At 67.2% G+C, this 17,094-nt stretch carries 19 protein-coding genes and 1 riboswitch; of the genes, 17 read left to right on the top strand and 2 right to left on the bottom strand.

The window, feature by feature from the left end; translation table 11 throughout:
* The first annotated feature begins 7 nt into the window (after positions 1–7).
* From AC3WJI_RS10830 to AC3WJI_RS10785, 10 genes are all read left to right on the top strand, one after another.
* Positions 8–400, top strand: a complete 393-nt coding sequence (locus AC3WJI_RS10830) for a flagellar biosynthesis repressor FlbT (RefSeq protein WP_492757277.1) — start codon at positions 8–10, stop codon at positions 398–400.
* 15 nt (positions 401–415) lie between these two features.
* Positions 416–1,771 carry a flagellar protein export ATPase FliI gene (gene fliI / locus AC3WJI_RS10825; protein WP_492757276.1) on the top strand — a complete coding sequence of 452 codons (1,356 nt, stop codon included), beginning with the start codon at positions 416–418 and terminating at the stop codon, positions 1,769–1,771.
* Positions 1,768–2,196 carry a hypothetical protein gene (locus tag AC3WJI_RS10820; RefSeq protein WP_492757275.1) on the top strand — a complete coding sequence of 143 codons (429 nt, stop codon included), beginning with the start codon at positions 1,768–1,770 and terminating at the stop codon, positions 2,194–2,196. Before fliI ends, AC3WJI_RS10820 begins: the two co-directional genes overlap by 4 nt.
* The gene (locus AC3WJI_RS10815; RefSeq protein ID WP_492757274.1) at positions 2,193–3,245 is read left to right on the top strand and encodes a peptidoglycan-binding protein; all 1,053 of its coding nucleotides are present in this window, start codon (positions 2,193–2,195) and stop codon (positions 3,243–3,245) included. Before AC3WJI_RS10820 ends, AC3WJI_RS10815 begins: the two co-directional genes overlap by 4 nt.
* Positions 3,246–3,474: 229 nt before the next feature.
* Positions 3,475–4,524 (top strand): sigma factor-like helix-turn-helix DNA-binding protein, encoded by a 1,050-nt coding sequence (locus AC3WJI_RS10810; protein WP_492757273.1) that lies wholly within the window; start codon positions 3,475–3,477, stop codon positions 4,522–4,524.
* Between the two features lie 75 nt (positions 4,525–4,599).
* The gene (locus AC3WJI_RS10805; protein ID WP_492757272.1) at positions 4,600–5,115 is read left to right on the top strand and encodes a hypothetical protein; all 516 of its coding nucleotides are present in this window, start codon (positions 4,600–4,602) and stop codon (positions 5,113–5,115) included.
* A gap of 226 nt (positions 5,116–5,341) precedes the next feature.
* Positions 5,342–6,352, top strand: coding sequence for a helix-turn-helix domain-containing protein (locus AC3WJI_RS10800; protein WP_492757271.1), 1,011 nt, complete (start codon positions 5,342–5,344; stop codon positions 6,350–6,352).
* 152 nt (positions 6,353–6,504) lie between these two features.
* Positions 6,505–8,037, top strand: coding sequence for a putative bifunctional diguanylate cyclase/phosphodiesterase (locus tag AC3WJI_RS10795; RefSeq protein ID WP_492757270.1), 1,533 nt, complete (start codon positions 6,505–6,507; stop codon positions 8,035–8,037).
* A 30-nt stretch (positions 8,038–8,067) separates the two neighbouring features.
* Positions 8,068–8,715: a dTMP kinase gene (tmk, locus tag AC3WJI_RS10790; protein ID WP_492757269.1), complete on the top strand. Its 648-nt coding sequence runs from the start codon at positions 8,068–8,070 to the stop codon at positions 8,713–8,715.
* A gap of 109 nt (positions 8,716–8,824) precedes the next feature.
* Positions 8,825–9,571: a DUF6683 family protein gene (locus tag AC3WJI_RS10785; protein ID WP_492757268.1), complete on the top strand. Its 747-nt coding sequence runs from the start codon at positions 8,825–8,827 to the stop codon at positions 9,569–9,571.
* A gap of 46 nt (positions 9,572–9,617) precedes the next feature.
* Here the strand turns inward: AC3WJI_RS10785 and AC3WJI_RS10780 are convergent, their stop codons facing one another.
* Positions 9,618–10,244, bottom strand: a complete 627-nt coding sequence (locus tag AC3WJI_RS10780) for a DUF4198 domain-containing protein (protein WP_492757267.1) — start codon at positions 10,242–10,244, stop codon at positions 9,618–9,620.
* A gap of 232 nt (positions 10,245–10,476) precedes the next feature.
* Here AC3WJI_RS10780 and AC3WJI_RS10775 point away from each other — a divergent pair, with 232 nt between their 5' ends.
* The 3 genes from AC3WJI_RS10775 to AC3WJI_RS10765 all read left to right on the top strand — a co-directional run bounded on the left by AC3WJI_RS10775 (position 10,477) and on the right by AC3WJI_RS10765 (position 13,363).
* Positions 10,477–11,607: a fumarylacetoacetate hydrolase family protein gene (locus tag AC3WJI_RS10775; protein WP_492757266.1), complete on the top strand. Its 1,131-nt coding sequence runs from the start codon at positions 10,477–10,479 to the stop codon at positions 11,605–11,607.
* Positions 11,608–11,694: 87 nt separating this feature from the next.
* Positions 11,695–12,471, top strand: a complete 777-nt coding sequence (xylB, locus tag AC3WJI_RS10770) for a D-xylose 1-dehydrogenase (RefSeq protein ID WP_492757265.1) — start codon at positions 11,695–11,697, stop codon at positions 12,469–12,471.
* 1 nt (position 12,472) lies between these two features.
* A complete protein-coding gene (locus AC3WJI_RS10765) occupies positions 12,473–13,363 on the top strand; it encodes an SMP-30/gluconolactonase/LRE family protein (protein ID WP_492757264.1) in 891 nt (296 codons plus the stop codon).
* Between the two features lie 107 nt (positions 13,364–13,470).
* Here AC3WJI_RS10765 and AC3WJI_RS10760 read toward each other — a convergent pair whose 3' ends face one another.
* Entirely contained in the window at positions 13,471–13,965 is a 495-nt protein-coding gene (locus AC3WJI_RS10760) for a MarR family winged helix-turn-helix transcriptional regulator (protein WP_492757263.1), read from the bottom strand.
* 352 nt (positions 13,966–14,317) lie between these two features.
* Here AC3WJI_RS10760 and AC3WJI_RS10755 point away from each other — a divergent pair, with 352 nt between their 5' ends.
* From AC3WJI_RS10755 to AC3WJI_RS10740, 4 genes are all read left to right on the top strand, one after another.
* Positions 14,318–14,779: a nuclear transport factor 2 family protein gene (locus tag AC3WJI_RS10755; RefSeq protein ID WP_492757262.1), complete on the top strand. Its 462-nt coding sequence runs from the start codon at positions 14,318–14,320 to the stop codon at positions 14,777–14,779.
* 79 nt (positions 14,780–14,858) lie between these two features.
* Positions 14,859–15,584 (top strand): hypothetical protein, encoded by a 726-nt coding sequence (locus AC3WJI_RS10750; RefSeq protein WP_492757261.1) that lies wholly within the window; start codon positions 14,859–14,861, stop codon positions 15,582–15,584.
* A gap of 53 nt (positions 15,585–15,637) precedes the next feature.
* Positions 15,638–15,895: a hypothetical protein gene (locus tag AC3WJI_RS10745; RefSeq protein WP_492757260.1), complete on the top strand. Its 258-nt coding sequence runs from the start codon at positions 15,638–15,640 to the stop codon at positions 15,893–15,895.
* Positions 15,896–15,929: 34 nt separating this feature from the next.
* A riboswitch (cobalamin riboswitch) is annotated at positions 15,930–16,130 on the top strand.
* A 108-nt stretch (positions 16,131–16,238) separates the two neighbouring features.
* Entirely contained in the window at positions 16,239–17,009 is a 771-nt protein-coding gene (locus AC3WJI_RS10740) for an acyl-CoA thioesterase (RefSeq protein WP_492757259.1), read from the top strand.
* Positions 17,010–17,094 lie beyond the last annotated feature (85 nt).

The raw sequence follows: 17,094 nt of genomic DNA, 5'->3' as shown, positions 1-17,094 counted from the left end.
TACTCCCATGCTCCGCATCACGCTTCGCGACGGCGAGAAGGCGATCGTCAACGGCGCGGTCCTGCGCGCGGTCGGACGCACGCAGATCGCGGTCGAAAATCAGGTGTCGATCCTGCGCGGCCGCGAGGTCATGCAGCCGGAGGAAGCCAGCACCCCGGCGCGCCAACTCTATTTCATGGCGATGCTCGCTTATATCGATCCGGCCAATCGCGGCCAGCATCAGGACAATATCGTGGCGCTGATCGGCAATTTGGTCGCGACACTCACCGCTCCCGAGGCGCGCACTGCGTGCATCGCCTTTGCGCACGACATCGCGCAGGGCGAATATTACAAGGCACTCTCGGCCGCGCGTGACTTGATCGGCTTCGAAAACGTCGCGACCGAAGCCCAGGCCGCGTAAGGACCTCCGGCTCCCATGCAGACCCTTGCCAGCGCCGCCCGGGCGATCCGCACGATGGTGCCCGATCGCCGCTTCGGCAGCGTCGTCGCGGTGCGCGGCGCGCTGATCGAAGTGGAAGGGCTCGCCGGCGTTGCGCAGATCGGCAGCCGCGTCGAAATCCAGGGCGCCAACGGCAAGGTCGAGGCGGAAGTGACCGCGCTCGACCGTAACGTAGCGCTCTGCCTTCCCTTTATCGACCCGCAGGGCGTCGGCCTCGGCTCGCGCGCCGAGCTCGCCGCGGGCCAGTTCAGCATCCGGCCGTCGCAGGCCTGGCTCGGCCGGATGATCGACGGCCTCGGCCGCCCGGTCGACGGCCTCGGCGCACTGCCCAACGGCGCCGACCCGCAGCCGATCAAGGCATCGCCGCCCGCCGCCTCCAACCGCGCCCGCGTCGGCCATCGCATCGAGACCGGCGTCCGCACGCTCGACCTGTTCGCGCCGCTCTGCATCGGCCAGCGCCTTGGCCTGTTCGCCGGCTCGGGTGTCGGCAAGTCGGTGCTGCTGTCGATGCTCGCGCGCTGGACCCAGTGCGACGTCGCCGTGATCGGCCTGATCGGCGAACGCGGCCGCGAAGTGCAGGAATTCATCGAGGACGATCTGGGAGCCGAAGGCATGGCGCGCTCGGTCGTCGTCGTCGCCACATCCGACGAGCCCGCGCTGATGCGCCGCCAGGCCGCCTGGACCACGCTCGCCGTCGCCGAGCATTTCCGCGATCAGGGACTGAACGTCCTGTGCCTGATGGATTCGGTGACTCGCTTTGCGATGGCGCAGCGCGAGATCGGCCTCGCCTCGGGCGAGCCGCCCGCGACCAAGGGCTATACGCCCACTGTCTTTGCCGAATTGCCGCGCCTGCTCGAGCGCGCCGGCCCCGGCGAGCCCGGCAAGGGCATGATCACCGGGCTGTTCACGGTGCTCGTCGACGGCGACGACCATAACGAGCCCGTCGCCGACGCCGTTCGCGGCATCCTCGACGGCCATATCGTGATGCGTCGCGCGATCGCCGAGCGCGGCCGCTATCCGGCGATCGACGTGCTAAAGTCCGTTTCGCGAACCCTCCCCCATTGCATGAACGACGATCAGAACGCGACGCGCCTCGCCGCGCGCAAATTGCTGTCGACCTATGCCGACATGGAAGAGATGGTCCGCCTCGGTGCATACAAGGCCGGGTCTTCCGAAGAGGTCGACCGCGCCGTCGCGCTCGCGCCGCAGATCGAGGCGCTGATCAACCAGGGCAAGCACGATCAGGGCCATGCCGATGCCGGCTTCGCCGCGCTCGCCGAAATCGTCGCGGGCGGCGCCGCCACGGCCGAGCCCCTCGGGATCGCCGCATGACTCCGTTCGACACTGCGCTGCGCGTCCAGCGTCGCGAGGTCGATGCCGTCAAGGTATCGATCAGCGTCGAGGTCGAACGCATCAACACGCTCGAGACGCAGGCACGCACGCACGATGCGCGGATGCTGCAGGAGCGCGCGCTTGCCACGTCGATGCCCTTCGCCACCGACGCGTGGACCGCACGGATGAAGGCCGAGCGCGCCCGGCTCGACGAAGCCGCCTATCTCGCCCAGGCCCGGCTCGGCCGGCTGCGCGCCCAGGCGGTCGAAGCATACGGCACGATGCGGGCGATCGAAGGCGCCGCCGAGCGTTTCGAGGACGAAGCCGAACGCACCGTCGCGCTCGCCGAGCAGAATGCGATCGACGACATCGCCGCGGCGCGCTTCCTGCGCGCCCGCGCTGCCGTGCGGAAGCGCGGCGCATGATCAACGCGACGCAACTCGCCGCGCTTACGCCACAGAAGCGAGCGCAGGTCATCTATGCCGAGGCGCAGTCGCAGCTCTCGACGCGCCTTTGGCGTGCCGCGCTCGGCGATGGCGACAGCAAGGACGCGCGCGACGCCTCGCCCTTCGGCGGCAACAACATGAACATGGATTCGCTGCTCGGGCTGCTCGGCGGCCGCGACGGCGTGGCCGGCCCGCAGGCGGGCTGCGCGTGCCACTGCGCGTGCAGCTGCCACAAGCCGGCGGTCGATGCCGGCACGGCTGTCCAGCCTGCCCAACCCAGTGTCGGCACGACCGGCGCGGGCGCGATCGACCCCGATGAGCCCCGCAACGCCTATACGCCCGTGGTCCTGTCGACCGGCAGCGGCGACGCCGCGGTCAGCGGCGGCCTCCAGCTCGGCGCCAATGCGCGCTACGCAGGGACCTTCGCGGCTGCAGAGGCGCGCACCGGCATCCCCGCCACCGCGCTCGCCGCGATCGTCAATGCCGAAGCCGCCAAGACCGGCGACGGCAGTTGGAACACCCATTCGCGCAATCCGCGCTCGAGCGCCGCGGGGCTCGGCCAGTTCCTCAGCGGGACGTGGCAGGAACTGGCACAAACGCAAGGCACCTGGCTCAACGGCTATGCCGCCGAGCGTGGCTGGCTCGACGGCCGCGGCCGGCTTCAGAGCGGCAACCGTGCCGAGCTGCTCGCGCTGCGCTACGATCCCAATGCGTCGATCCTCGGCGTTGCCGATCTCGCCAAGACCAATCTCGACCGGCTCGAGCAGAGCGGCGTTCGCGTGCGCACCGATGCCGAGACGCTCGCCAAGGCGGCCTATCTTGGCCATCATCTCGGGCTGGGCGACGCCAAGAAGTTCCTGGCCGGCGGGATCGACGCCGGCCGCGCGCGCATGCTGCTCTCGGCGCAGATCGGCGCGTCGGCGGCGGAGCAGCGCATCGCCAGCGCGGGCGACGCCACGCAGGCGCACCGCCAGTGGCTTTTGGGCTTTATCGACCGAAGAATTCGCCCCGAAGCGTTCGCCGCTTAAATTTATTCCTATAACGAAGTCACGGTTTACCACTCGTCTGAGTGCGGTTACCGGCCCGTAAACCATTGGATATCGCGGATTTCCGAGGGTTTCGCCCCACCTACGCACGATCCCCACTGCGTAGTTCTACATATAGGAACGGTTTACATCCGTTAAAGGATTAGGTGGCATTCATCCTCCTGTCGAACGGGGCTGCCTCACGGCGGCTCGAGAGAACAGGGGATTGCACATGTCGAAGATCACGATCGCGCTTGAAGCCGCCGTTGCCACCGTCATCGAGAACACGCCTGCCGACGGCAACCGCACCAACCGCCAGCGCGTCTATGTCGACCGTGCCTTCGCCCAGATCCTCAAGCTGATCGCCCCGCGCATCCGCCATTTCATCCGCCAGTACGGCCTGGTCGCCCATTGGGACGACGCCGAGCAGTGCTGCGCGATCGCCGTCCACCGCGCGATCGAAGCCTATGACCCCGCCAAGGCGCAGTTCACCACTTTCGTGAACTGGCAGATTCGCGGCGAGCTCCAGAGCCTCCGCTTCCGCCTGATGACCGACCAGCGCCCCTCGGCGAAGAAGGTCGAGGCCACCACGGTTTCGCTCAACGCCCTTTCCACTGGCGCCGATGGCGAGGAAATGTCGCCCGAGACGCTGATCGAGGACGAGGACGCCCTCGCCCGCACCGAAGCCGCCGCTTCGGACTATCTCGCCGATGGCGCGATCTCGTCGCTGGTCGACGCCTATGTCGATCATCTCCGCAAGGTCGGCATCGAGGCGCTCCGCCGCCGTCCCCGTCCGAAGCGCGAAGAGGCCGCGCTGCGCCGCGAAGGCCCGCGTCTCCGCACCGCCACCTACGGCATCGATCCCGCCGAGCTCGAGAAGCTCGAAGCCAAGCTCGCCCGTGACCGCGACATCGTCGTCCGCCGCGTGTTCCAGGCCTCGACCCTCGACGACCTGTCGCTCGAGACCGGCGTCACCAAGGAGCGCGTCCGCCAGATCACCAAGCGCGCTGCCAAGACACTCGCCGAAATCGCTGCTGCCGATCCGCGCTTCGCCGTGATGGCCGAATATGACCGCCCGGCCGCCAAGCGCCGCCAGCCGGCCGCGCCTGCTGTCAGCCTGCTGCCCGACGCCGACCAGCCGCACAACCGCCTCGCCAGCGTCCGCGCCATCCAGCCGACCGAGCTCAACGTCGCAATCGCCGCCCCGGTCGAGAGCGTCGAGCGTGTCGAAGCGCTGCTCATCGCCCAGGCTGCCGCCCCCGCCGGCGTCGTCCTGCACTGATCGCACGGATATATTCCGGAAACACCGCCCATCCGTATTCTTCCTATAATGTAGGCAGATAGAGGAGAGGCCCCCATGTACGGCGAGATCGAAATGAGCGAAGGCACGCACGGCGGCTGGGCGATGATGCCCCGCCCCAACCGTCGCCTGACCGCGCTGGCACGCGAAGTGGCGCGCTGCGCGCAGCCGCTTCTGCCTTCGGGTGCGGGTTTGTTCATGGGTCTCGAAACCGATGCTGCCGGTGTGATCCGCTTGCTCTGGTGGCGCTCGGACGATTTCGCCAAGGTCGCCGAGATCAGCGCGTCCTCGGAGGGTTTTTGCGCAGTCGATACCGAGGAAGGTGCGCTTCAGGAAGCCGCCGCCGAATTGCTCGATTACCTTGCCGGCCGCTGGCCGAGCCCGCCCGCCGGCTTCGGCGTGATCACCGACGGGACCGGCGTGGCCTTCGCGCCCGATCATCCTGCGCCGTCGGCATCGGGCTGGCTGCTGCGCCAGGCGACAGGAAGCGCGCCGCTTCTCGCGATCGTCGCGCTCGATCCCTCGGGCCCCTGCGCATTGCTCGCGCAGCGCCAGCAACGCTCGCTCCACTAAGTCCGGACGACAGTTCCACTAAGCGAGACGGGCATTCTATTAAAGGATGTCGCGTTAACCTTGCATTATTCTTGTTTCGCTTCATGATAGTTCACAAGCGGCACTAGCCCGCGGGGGGACTGACATGGCGATGGCAAGGGGGAAGGGAAACCGGCCGAGCGGTGCTCGTGCGGTGGCCGGCGAGGTGCCGGTCGACCTGCATCGTTGCTTCGTCTTCCCAAATCGGATGCGCGAGCAGCGCTGCGCCGCGGGGCATATGAAGCTTCTCCGCCTCGCCGCGGCGATCCCCGACATTCCTTATATCCGCTTGTCCAAGATCGAGCGCGGCGAAGTCGTGCCGCGCGCCGAAGAATTGCGACGTATCGCCGAAGTGCTCAACATCGCGCCCACGGCATTATTGCTCGACGTGGACGCGCCCGGCTTCGACATCGCCGCTTGGGCCGAGCCTTTCGTCGAAGGCACGCCCGATCTCGCCGAGGAACGCTTCGCCGTGCTGCTCGCCGCCGCGTTGCGCGCACGGCGCGCCGGCGACCCGGCGCTCACCATATCCGCGATCGAACGCGATTACGGCCTTGCCCCGGTCAATCTCTCGCGCATCGAAAACGCGCAGAAAACGTTCGATCGCTGGAATGCCGCCACCCAACACGCTTTGTACCAGCTTCTCCGCGTCTCCGACGAAGCAGAACTTCGCGAGCGCGTCGCCGCGCTGCACGCCGCCGGCGCGCTGGGCGGCTTCCTGGACGAGATCGCCGGCCCTGCCGCGCGCCACGCGCGCACCCGCGCCCGTATCGCCGAGATCTCGGCGGCATTGCAATCGGGCGAGGCTGTCCCCCGCCCCACCGTGGCGCCGCTGCCGATGACCGGCGCGGTATCGATCCGCCTGGTCCCGGTGCTCGGCGCCCCGCTCGCCAATGGGCTCATCGCCGACACCCCCACCGCCGAAAAGGCCGAGGCGCCGCACGCTGCGGGTCCGCGCGCCTTCGGGCTCAAGGTCTGCCGCGCGACCCTGGGCGGGGGCCTGCCCGGCCAGGCAGTGGTCATCGTCGATCCCGATCGCCCCCCTGCCCCCGGCAGCGTCGCGGCGCTGCGCGAGGAGGCCGGCTGGCGGCTGCTCTCGGTGGGTTCGGACCGCGACGGGCGGATGATCGGCTATAGCAGCAATCCCGCGCTCGAGGTCCCGCTCGACGATTGCGATCCGACGCGCATAGCGGCGCTGGTCAGCGCGATCTTTCCCTGAACGAACACGGCGGTCGCGCACCAAGTCCTTGTGTAACCTCCTATAAAGCAAATTGGAGCAAGCCGCTCCAAAGAGTCGTTAGGGAGGACCAGCTGCGCGGGCTATTTGCCAGCTACCGGGATCACATCCTCATCGCCGTTCCGGCAGCGGCGATGCTGTTGCTGTGCGTCGTCTTCGATTTGAACGAACGCTTCGCAGGGTTCGCGCATCGGCACGAGGCCTGGCAGCTCGACGAAGTGCTCCCCGCATTCTTTCTCGCCGGCTTGGTCTACATGATGCTGCTGGTGGGCCGGACCCAGGGGTTACGCCGCGAACTGGCCCGCCGTCTCGCCGCGGAGGACGAAGCCAATCAGCTCGCGCGGCATGACTCCCTCACCGGGCTGGTCAACCGGCGTAGCTTGATCGATCAGATCGCTGCCCGCGCCGACGCACTCAGGCTGGGCGGGGAGATCAGCTTGCTGATGCTCGATCTCGACCGCTTCAAGCCCGTCAACGACACCTATGGCCATGAAGGTGGCGACGCGATGCTCGTCACGATCGCCCACCGGCTTCGCCGTGTGATCGGCGAAAACGGTGTCGTCGCGCGGCTCGGCGGTGACGAATTCGCCTGCTTGATCGAGCATCCCGCCGGTTCGGCCCTGCCTGTCGAGACCGCCGAGGCGATCCTGGCGACCGTCGCCAAGCCGGTCCAGCTGCGCGGCGGCCTCGCCGAGGTCAGCGCCTCCGTCGGTATCGTCACCTGCCAGGCTGGCGAGGCCGAGCCCGAGAATATGCTCCGCTCGGCCGATTTCGCCATGTACCGCGCCAAGCGGTCCGGACGTTCGCGCTACTGCGTGTTCGCCGCCGAGATCGAAGTCGAGATGGGCGAACGCGCCCAGCTCGAGCTCGACATGCATGCCGGCATCCACCGCGACGAGTTCGTGCCATTCTTCCAGCCGATCGTCGCGCTCGCCTCGGGAGAATTGATCGGCTTCGAAGCGCTCGCCCGCTGGAACCACCCGATCCGCGGCAGGATCGCGCCCGACCTTTTCATCCCGATCGCCGAGGATGCCGGGATGATCCAGGATCTCGGCTTCGCCGTGCTCCGCCGCGCCTGCGCCGAGGCGCGGCGTTGGCCGCAGCACTTGACCCTGTCGGTCAACATCTCGCCGCTCCAGCTCAACGATCCCTGGCTGCCGCAGCGCATCCTCCAGGTGCTGTGCAGCACCGGCTTCGCGCCGGCGCGGTTGATCGTCGAGATCACCGAGACCCGCCTCGTCCAGGATATCGAGGCGGCGCGCGTGATCCTCGTCTCGCTGCGCAACGCCGGGATCCAGATCGCGCTCGACGATTTCGGCACCGGCTATGCCAGCCTGAAGCATTTGCGCGAGCTCCAGTTCAACCGGATCAAGATCGACCGCGAATTCGTGAAGGACCTGCGCGCCGGAGACAACAGCCAGATCGTCCGCGCGATCCTCAGCCTCAGCGAGGGCCTCGGCCTTCCGGTGACCGCCGAGGGCATCGAGACCGACGAAAGCGCGGCGATGCTCGCCGGGCTCGGCTGCGAATATGGTCAGGGGTTCCTGTACAGCCGCGCAGTGGAGGCCGAGGAAGCGCTCGAGATCGCCCGCGCGGCGCATTATCTCGGCCACAAGGCCGAACGGGCGCCGATTGCGCTCCACGAGGTCCGCAGCGCGACGCCGTGACAATGCCGACCGCCGTGCTAAGGGCCAGCCATGGGCAAAGCTGCTTGCTTCTATGCGGTCGAGGGGGTCGACGGGTCCGGCAAGTCGGGCATGGTCGCGCACATCGTCGAGCATCTTGCGCGCGGCGGCGATCGAGTGATTGCGACGCGCGAGCCCGGCGGCACGCCGCAGGGCGAGAAGCTCCGCGCGCTGCTGCTGTCGGGTGCCGATGATGCCTGGGACCAGCAATCCGAGCTGCTGATGATGACCGCCGCGCGCGTCGAGCATGTCCGCCGCGTCATCCTGCCGACGCTCGCTCGCGGAATCTCGGTGGTGTCGGACCGCTATGTCGGCTCGACGATCGCCTATCAGGGCGCCGGGCGCGGCATGGCCGAGAACTATATCCGCCACTTGCACGCACAGGCGGTCGGCGATGTCTGGCCCGACCTCGTCGTCATACTCGATCTCGACCCCGAAATCGGCCTTGCGCGCAGCCGCCAGCGGCTCAGCGCCGGCGCAATCGATGAAGGCCGGTTCGAGACGCTCGACCTGGATTTCCACCGGCGCATCCGCCAGTCGTTCCTCGACCAGGCGGCGCGCGATCCGCAGCGCCACGTCGTCGTTGACGCGCTCGGCACACCCGAAGAGTCGCGCGCCCGGACAATCGACGCGATCGAGCAGTGGCGCGCGCGCCGATAGCGCGCTTCGGCTTCCGGCAGATCGGTTCAAAACACCCTGACGAGCAGCACTCGCGGGAACGTCGCAGGCGCTTCCACATTGAGGGCCTAGTCTTGGGAGGAACGGCGCGATGACGACGAGACAAATCCTGATATGGATCGCCACGGCAGCGGTTGCCGCGTCCACGCCCGCCCAGGCACAATTCATCTCCGGTATTTCGCCGTTGGACCTGAGCGCTCAGACTCGCGCCCTGACGACATCCGTGATCAACAAGAATGCCATGCGCGGGGCAGGACGACCGGCCGATACTCGCCGCTCGACGCCGATCCGCCGCTCGGAAACGCGCTTTTTGCCTTCTGCCGAATTGTCGGACGCGCGCTTCCCATTCCAGACGAGCGCCGCGCTACGTGCGGAGGTGGAGAATGCGTTTCTGAGCCGCGCGAACCGCAACAGCGCCGAAGCGAAGGCGATCGCGGCCGAATTCCGTCGTCCCGAATTCCGCCAGTCCTTTGCGGCCGCGGTGCGTCCCTATGGCTTCTCGCCCAATGATGCTGCCGACGTGATGGCAGTGTATCTCGTCACCGGCTGGGAGATCGTTCACGGCACCGACGCCAATCCCGCGGCACTGCGCGCCGTGCGTCGGCAGGTTGCCGGGCAGATGGCCCGCAACGCCGCGCTCCAGAACCCCGCGGCCCGGAGCAGGTTTGCCGAGGAGTTGAAGATCGTCGTCACGCTGCTCGGCGGCAGCGTCGACAATGCCCGACGTGAGGGCAATGCGGCAAAGTTCGCGGCGGCCGTCGCCGCGCACTATCTACAAAACACGCACATCGACCTGCGCGCCGCACGATTGACCCCGCAAGGTTTGTCAGAAGGCTGACACCCCGGGGGCCTTCGCTCGAGGCCACTGGCGCGCCCGGTGGCGCTTACCCCGCCGTGAAGGTCGTCGTCGTGATCCGGTGTACCGCGTCGACCGCACCGCCCGGCAGCGTCGCCGCGCCTTCCTTCTGCGTTGCCGACAGCAGGTACCGCCCCTTTTCGCGCACCGGCACGTCGAGCGCGCCCGAGGCGTCGGCGGTCATCGTTTTCGACCATTTGTCGGGGGTGATCACCACCACCTTGGCGCCCGCGACCGGCTTGCCGTCGCGCACCACAACGAACCGGCTCGCGCCCGCGGTGGCCGGCACGATCTCGAATGGGAGCTTGGCGCGCGGATCGCTGCGCCCGGCCCGGGCATAATAGACGACGCCTTCCTTCTTGCCCTCGGAATCCCATGGCGCGAACACAGTGTCGTCCCAGGCGTGCACGTCCCCCGCAGGTGCCTCGACTTCGAGATATCCCGCCTTGCGCACCAGCGCGGCTTTGGCGTTGGACAGGAGCTTGGGCGCCTGGAGCTTGGCGAATTCGGGGTCCCCGCCCTCGGGAAGCACGTCGCCCGGCTCGCCCAGATAGATCCGCGCAGGCCCGCTCGCGTCGCGCTCGATCCAGACTTCGTGCGCCTGCGCGGTGCCGCAAACGCCCAGCGCCAACGCTGCCAATATCATCCGCTTCATGCCGATCCTCCAAGGTAGCGCATCGCGCTCCTCTAGCGAGCGCATTGCCCAATTCTCAGCGTGTCCTAGCCGATCGGTTCTTGCTAGTCACTATCAATAGCATGGCGATCCATTATCGTATTACCGATTAATCTGATTAGTGGCGCTTCTACGACCCCACCCCAACTTGACAGCGCTTCCAACCCGACCCAATGGTAGCGCTATCAAAACACAACCCTTGGCAAGGCGAGGAATGTTGGAAGCGTCTACGGCTGAATTGCTGCCCGCCGATCATGCGCAGGCCACCTTGGTGGGACGCGTCCTGCTCGACGCCGGCCCTACCCCGGTGCTGGTCCGCGACGGCGAAGTGCGCGACGTCTCCGGTACCGCGCCGACCGTCGCCGACTTGCTCGATGGCGACGATCTCGCCAGCGTCAGTGGCCCGCGCATCTGCGGCATCGAGGCGCTCGGCACGCCCGACGGCCCCCGCCTGCTCGCGCCCATCGACTTGCAGTGCGTCAAGGCCTGCGGCGTCACCTTCGCGCTTTCGGCGATCGAGCGCGTGATCGAGGAACGCGCGCGTGGTGATGCCGACAAGGCGTCGGAGATCCGCGGCGATCTCGAAGCCAAGGTCGGCGCGGGCATCCGCTCGGTCGTCCCGGGCAGCGACGAAGCGGCGGCGCTCAAGGCTGCGCTGATCGATGCCGGCATGTGGTCGCAATATCTCGAAGTCGCGATCGGTCCCGATGCCGAGGTGTTCACCAAGGCGCCCGTGCTCTCGGCGGTCGGCTGGGGCGACGAGGTTGGCATCCGCTCCGACAGCGACTGGAACAATCCCGAGCCCGAAATCGTGCTCGTCGTCGACCGCAACGGCAAGCCGCGCGGCGCGACGCTCGGCAACGACGTCAACCTTCGCGATTTCGAGGGCCGCAGCGCTTTGTTGCTCGGCAAAGCCAAGGACAACAATGCCTCGACCGCGCTCGGCCCGTTCATCCGGCTCTTCGACGATCGCTTCACCATGGACGACGTGCGCGGCGCCGTGGTCGATCTCGAGATCACCGGCCCCGAAGGCTATACGCTCAAGGGCACCAACAAGATGAGCGAGATCAGCCGCGACCCGACCGATCTCGTCCGCCAGGCGCTCAGCGAGCATCAATATCCCGACGGCTTCGCGCTGTTCCTCGGCACCTTGTTCGCGCCGGTGCAGGATCGCGACCATCCCGGCCGCGGCTTCACCCACAAGGAAGGCGACGTAGTTCGCATTGCGACGCCCAAGCTCGGCGCGCTGGTCAACCGCGTCACCACGTCCAAGGCTGCGCCTCCCTGGGAATTCGGCATCCGCGACTTGATGCGCAACCTCGCCAGTCGCGGCCTGTTGGCGTGAAAACCGCTTTCATTGGCGAACAGACGCTCTATTTCTACGGCAATCATGCCCCTGCGCCCTGCGCGACCAGAGGAACTCCCCGTCTCCATGTCCGAAGCTGATTCCAGCCTTATGCCGCTCGCCAGCGACCAGCGGGCGACCTATCCCAGCCTTCGCGGCAAGCGCGTGCTGGTCACCGGCGGCGGCTCGGGGATCGGCGCGGGGATGGTCGAGGGCTTCGTCCGCCAGGGCGCGCAAGTCACCTTCTTCGACATCGCCGAAGATGACTCGCATGCATTGGTCGAGAGCCTGGATGGCGCACCGGTCTTCCAGCGGGTCGATCTCACCGACGTGACCGCGCTCCAGGCCGCGATCGCCGCGCACGGGCCGTTCGACATCCTCATCAACAACGCCGCCAACGACGATCGCCACACGATCGAGCAGGTCACCCCCGACTATTGGGACAACCGCATCGCGGTGAATCTGCGCCACCTCTTCTTCGCCGCACAAGCGGTGATCCCGGGGATGAAGGCGCAAGGGTCCGGCGTGATCGTCAATCTCGGCTCGATCTCGTGGCACCTCGCACTCGAGGAGCTCACCCTCTACCAGACCTGCAAGGCCGGCATCGAAGGCCTGACCCGCAGCTTCGCGCGCGAGCTCGGCCCCGACAATATCCGCTCGGTCTGCATCGTCCCCGGCAACGTCAGGACGCCGCGCCAGATGCAATGGTACACGCCCGAGGGCGAGGCGGAGATCGTCAAGGCGCAGTGCCTCAAGGGCCGGCTGGTCCCCGACGACATCGCCGCGATGGCATTGTTCCTTGCCTCGGACGACGCGCGGCTGGTAACGGGCCACGAATATTTCGTGGACGCAGGGTGGCGATAAGATGAGCAAAGTGGCGATTTCCGAGCCGGTCAGCATCTGGCAGCTCGGAGCGCCGCTCGGCGAAGGCCCGGTCTGGGTCGAGCGCGACCAGGCGCTCTGGTTCGTCGACATCAAGAGCCACAAGATCCACCGCCTCGATCCGGCGAGCGGCGCGACGCGCAGCTGGGACGCCCCCGGCCAGATCGGCTTCATCCTGCCGATCGAGAGCGGCGGCTTCGTCGCCGGGCTGCAGACCGGCCTCAGCAGGTTCGACGAGCGCGACGGCAGCTTCACCCAGATCTGCGCGCCTGAGCCCGAGCTGCCGACCAACCGCCTCAACGACGCCACCGTCGATCCGCAGGGCCGCCTGTGGTTCGGCAGCATGGACGACGGCGAGTCCGAGAGCACCGGCGCGATCTACCGCCTCGGCAGCGACGGTCACTGCGTCGCGGTCAGCCCGCATGTCGCGATCACCAACGGCCCCGCGGTCTCGCCGGACGGCAAGACGCTCTACCATGTTGATACGCTCGTCGGCGTGATCTACGCCTGCGACGTGGATCCGGACGGCACGCTGGTCAATCGCCGCGAATTCGTTCGCATCCCCAACGCCGAAGGCCATCCCGACGGCCCGACCGTCGACAGCGAGGGCTGTGTCTGGGTCGGTCTGTACAATGGCTGGGGCGTGCGCCGTTATTCGCCGACGGGCGAATTGCTCGAAGAAGTCAAATTCCCAGTCAGCGCGATCACCAAGATCGCGTTCGGCGGGCCCGAGCTCAAGACCGTGTTCGCCACCACCGCCAACAAGCACCTCGCACCTGCCGACCTCGGCAAGGAACCGCACGCGGGCGACCTGTTCCGCTTCGAGGTCAGCGTCCCCGGCCAGAGCGGCATGCTGATCCGAGAGGGCGTCTGAAGCACGGGATTATTGCGATAGATTCGCAAGTAGGTTGCGAACGCTTAGCAATAGCCGTGTGCCGAATTTGCTAACGTATCGCAAAGTGACTGCTGTTGGCGGCGCATTCACGTGCCCATCGCCCCCTCGAGCTTCTTGAGCAACGTCGCCAGCACCCATTGTTCCTTGTCGGCGAGCCCCGCCAGCATTGTCGCCTGCAGCGCCATTTCCTCGCGAAACACCTGCTCGACCAGCCCGCGCCCCTTGGGCGAGAGCTCGACAAAAACGCTGCGTTTATCGTCACTTGCAGCGGGACGACGGATCATCCGTGCCACTTCGAGCTTGTTGAGCCGCGCGGTCAGCCCGCCGGACGAAATGCCGAGCGCGCGGTAGATTTCGGTCGGCCGCAGCCGATGCGGCGGCGGTTCGGCACGCAGGGTGGCGAGCACGTCATAGCCCCCGCCGTCGATCCCATGGCTGACCAGCAAGGGCTCGACCGCGATCCGCGCGCGCTGGGTGATCCGCCGCGCACGGCCGAGCACCGATAGCCCGCGCGTGTCCACTTCGGGCATCGCCGCGGCCCATAGAGTGATCAGCTGATCGACGGGATCTGTCTCGGCCACGGCACCCTCTATCTCGATATCAAGATAAATATCTCGATATCGTGCATCTTGCCAGCAAGATTGCAATCTTTAAGATAAGATACTTGCCTTGAAGTCAAGAAATTTATCTCGAAGGCAAGTTAGGTTGCGGCACACTTGGCGGGTGCAGGTGGTCGTACGCAGCGTCGAATGCGGGCATTAAGACCCGGATTCCAACCCGTTGCAAGGCATTTCGGCAGCAAAATCGTCCCGTCGACACCGCCGCGAACGCTCGATTTGGTCTCCGAGCGGCCTCGCCGCGCCGCTCGACAGACCGTGCTTGTGGCGTCCGACCTGTTCCGACAAATTGCACCATCGCATCGGAGCAACGATCATGCGGAAGATCTTCGAGTGTACGGCGGTCGCGACCCTGCTCTTTCTCGCCCAGCCAGTCCGCGCCGAGCTGACGCCCCGCATCGCGACGCAGGAAGACCTTCTCCACGTCGCCGACGCCTTCGACCACGCACAGCTGAGCAAGGATGCCGCCGCGCTCGAGCGGATGATCGCCGACGACCTGATCTTCATCGAGAGCAGCGGCAAGCGACTGGACAAAAAGGCGTTCATCGCCGGCTGGACGGCCCCCGGCGACCGCTTCGACCCGATCGCACTGGTCGACCGCCGCCTCGTCCGGCTCGGCCGGGACGCGTTCCTGGTCACTGCGCAGACCCTTCTCTCGGGCATGTCGGACGGCAAGCGCTTCGCCAGTGCCATCCGCTACACCGACACGTTCCGTCGCATCCATGGCCGCTGGCGCGCAGTGCACATCCAGGTGACCCGGCTCGCCGGCCCGCGCTGAGGCGCGTCGAATCCGTCCTATTCTTCCACTCCTTCACGATGCAGAATATCCGAAGGTATCCGTCGGTGGGGAGTAGAAGATGGCGACTTTGGCAGCGACGCGGCCGCGCACGCGCGTGAACCCCGATCGGGCGTTCTTCGGCGGTGCCGCGATCGCGATGATCCTGGTGACCCTGCTGGGCTTCGCGCCGAGCTATTATTTCTCCTACTTCACCGCCGCGCCGGCTCTGGGCCCGCTCCTCCACCTTCACGGCATTGTGTTCAGCGCCTGGATGCTCTTGTACGCGGGGCAAACCTGGCTGGTCGGCGCCGGCAACGTCCGCCTGCACCGCCGGATCGGGCTTGCGGGCGCAGCGCTCGCCATCGGCGTGTTCGTGCTCGGCGTGGTGACCGCGATCACGCTCGCCCGCGTCAACCTCCACGCCGTCGCGCACCGCGGCCCGCCGGTGATCTTCCCGCTCGGCGCGATCACGGCCTTCGCGGGCCTCTGCGCCGCAGCCATCGCGATGCGGCGGCGCCCGATGCACCACAAGCGGCTGATGCTGCTCGCCACCGTCGCGCTCACCACCACGCCGCTGGCGCGGATCACGCGGATGACGACGAGCGCGGTCACCCCGCCGATCGGCGGCATCTTGCTGTCCGATCTGTTCCTGCTCGCCCTCGTCGCCTTCGATCTGCGCCAGCGTGGCCGCGTGCATCCGGCGACGCTCGCCGGCGGCGGCTTCCTCCTCGCCACCCAACTGTTCCGCGTGAGCGTCGGCAAGACCGCGCTGTGGCAGAGCTTCCTTCACGCCACCGTCGGTTGAACGCCGCGATCGCAGGGGCTTGCGTCCTGCGCGCAGGGGCATAGGCATGCCTTATGGACTTTGACGATCAGCTTCGCCGCTATTTCGGCAGCGCCGACCCCGCCACGCTGAGCCCCGACGCGCTCGCCGAGGGCACCGAGCGCATCCGCGTCGATCTCGGGCTCGAGACCGACCGCAACCGCCGCTTCGCTCTCTGGGCGCTGCTCCACATTCTCGGCAACGCCCCCGATCTCGACATTGCGTTCGAGGACGAAGTGGACCGCGAAGCCGCGCGCAACTTCATGGATTTGCTCGCCAACGACGCCGAATAGAGTGCGCGCCGCTTGACGGCGCTCCGCGCTGACGCGAAGGCAAGGCGTCGAGGTTCTCCGTCGTGCTCGCGCACGGTGGAGCGAAGATGGGAAGCCGGTGCGAAGCCGGCGCTGCCCCCGCAACTGTAAGCGGTGAGTGGCGGTCATTGCGTGTCACTGGTGCGCGTCACCGGGAAGGCCAGACCGTCCGCGTCGATCCGTGAGCCAGGAGACCTGCCTCCGATGCGATAACGTCCACCGGCGGGGTGCCCGGTTCGGCCGCTTGCCCCGTCGTGGCCGGTCCCGCCGGCTGCGCTAACGGTCTCGCGCCTGTCCGTCCCGCCTCATCGAAGGCAAGCAGCACGTGACCGACGCCACTCCCATCCGCCTGATCGACATGGTATTTCCCGGCGACACCAATCACCACGGGACGTTGTTCGGCGGCGCCGCGCTGGCGCATATGGACAAGGTGGCGTTCCTGGCCGCGACGCGCCACGGACGGGCCCCCTTCGTCACCGCAGCGTCCGAAAAGATCGATTTCGCCGCCCCCGCGCGCGCCGGGGACATGGTCGAAGCAAGCGGACGCGTCGTGCGCGTGGGGAGATCCTCGCTCGATGTCGAAGTCGAGCTGATCGCCGAGGGCCCGGTATCGGGCGAACGGCGGCTGTGCACCCGCGGCCGCTTCACGCTCGTCGCGGTCAAAGGTCCCGCAACGCGCCTGCCGCTGCCGCCTGTGCCGGCGTCGGGCGCCGCGCCGCAGTCCGACGATGTGCTGCGCATGGTCGAAATGGTCTTCCCGCCGCAGACCAATCATTACGGCACGCTCTACGGCGGGGATGCGCTCAAGATGATGGGCAAGGCGGCATTCATCGCGGCATCGCGTCATGCCCGGGCGGTGATGGTGATGGCAGCGTCGGATCGTATCGATTTCGTCTCGCCGATCCGCGCGGGCGAGATGGTCGAACTGGCGGCACGCGTGCAGATGACCGGACGGACATCGCTGCGCATCGGCGTCGAACTCTGGGCGGAAGACCTGATGACCGGCAACCGCCGCCGCTCGGCCACCGCGGCCTTCACCATGGTCGCGGTCGATGGCGAGGGACGCCCCAAGCCCTGGGATCGGCGCCAGGGCTAGAATTCAACTTTCCCCCTCCCTGAAAGGGGGGGGGTTAGGGGTGGGTAGCGGCAAGCGTAGCTCGACGCTCCGATGCCAGGCGATG

The organism is Sphingomonas sp. FW306-1B-B10E (assembly GCF_058782005.1).
Note: the sequence above shows the minus strand (reverse complement) of the source record. Positions and strands in the feature narration are given on the sequence as shown.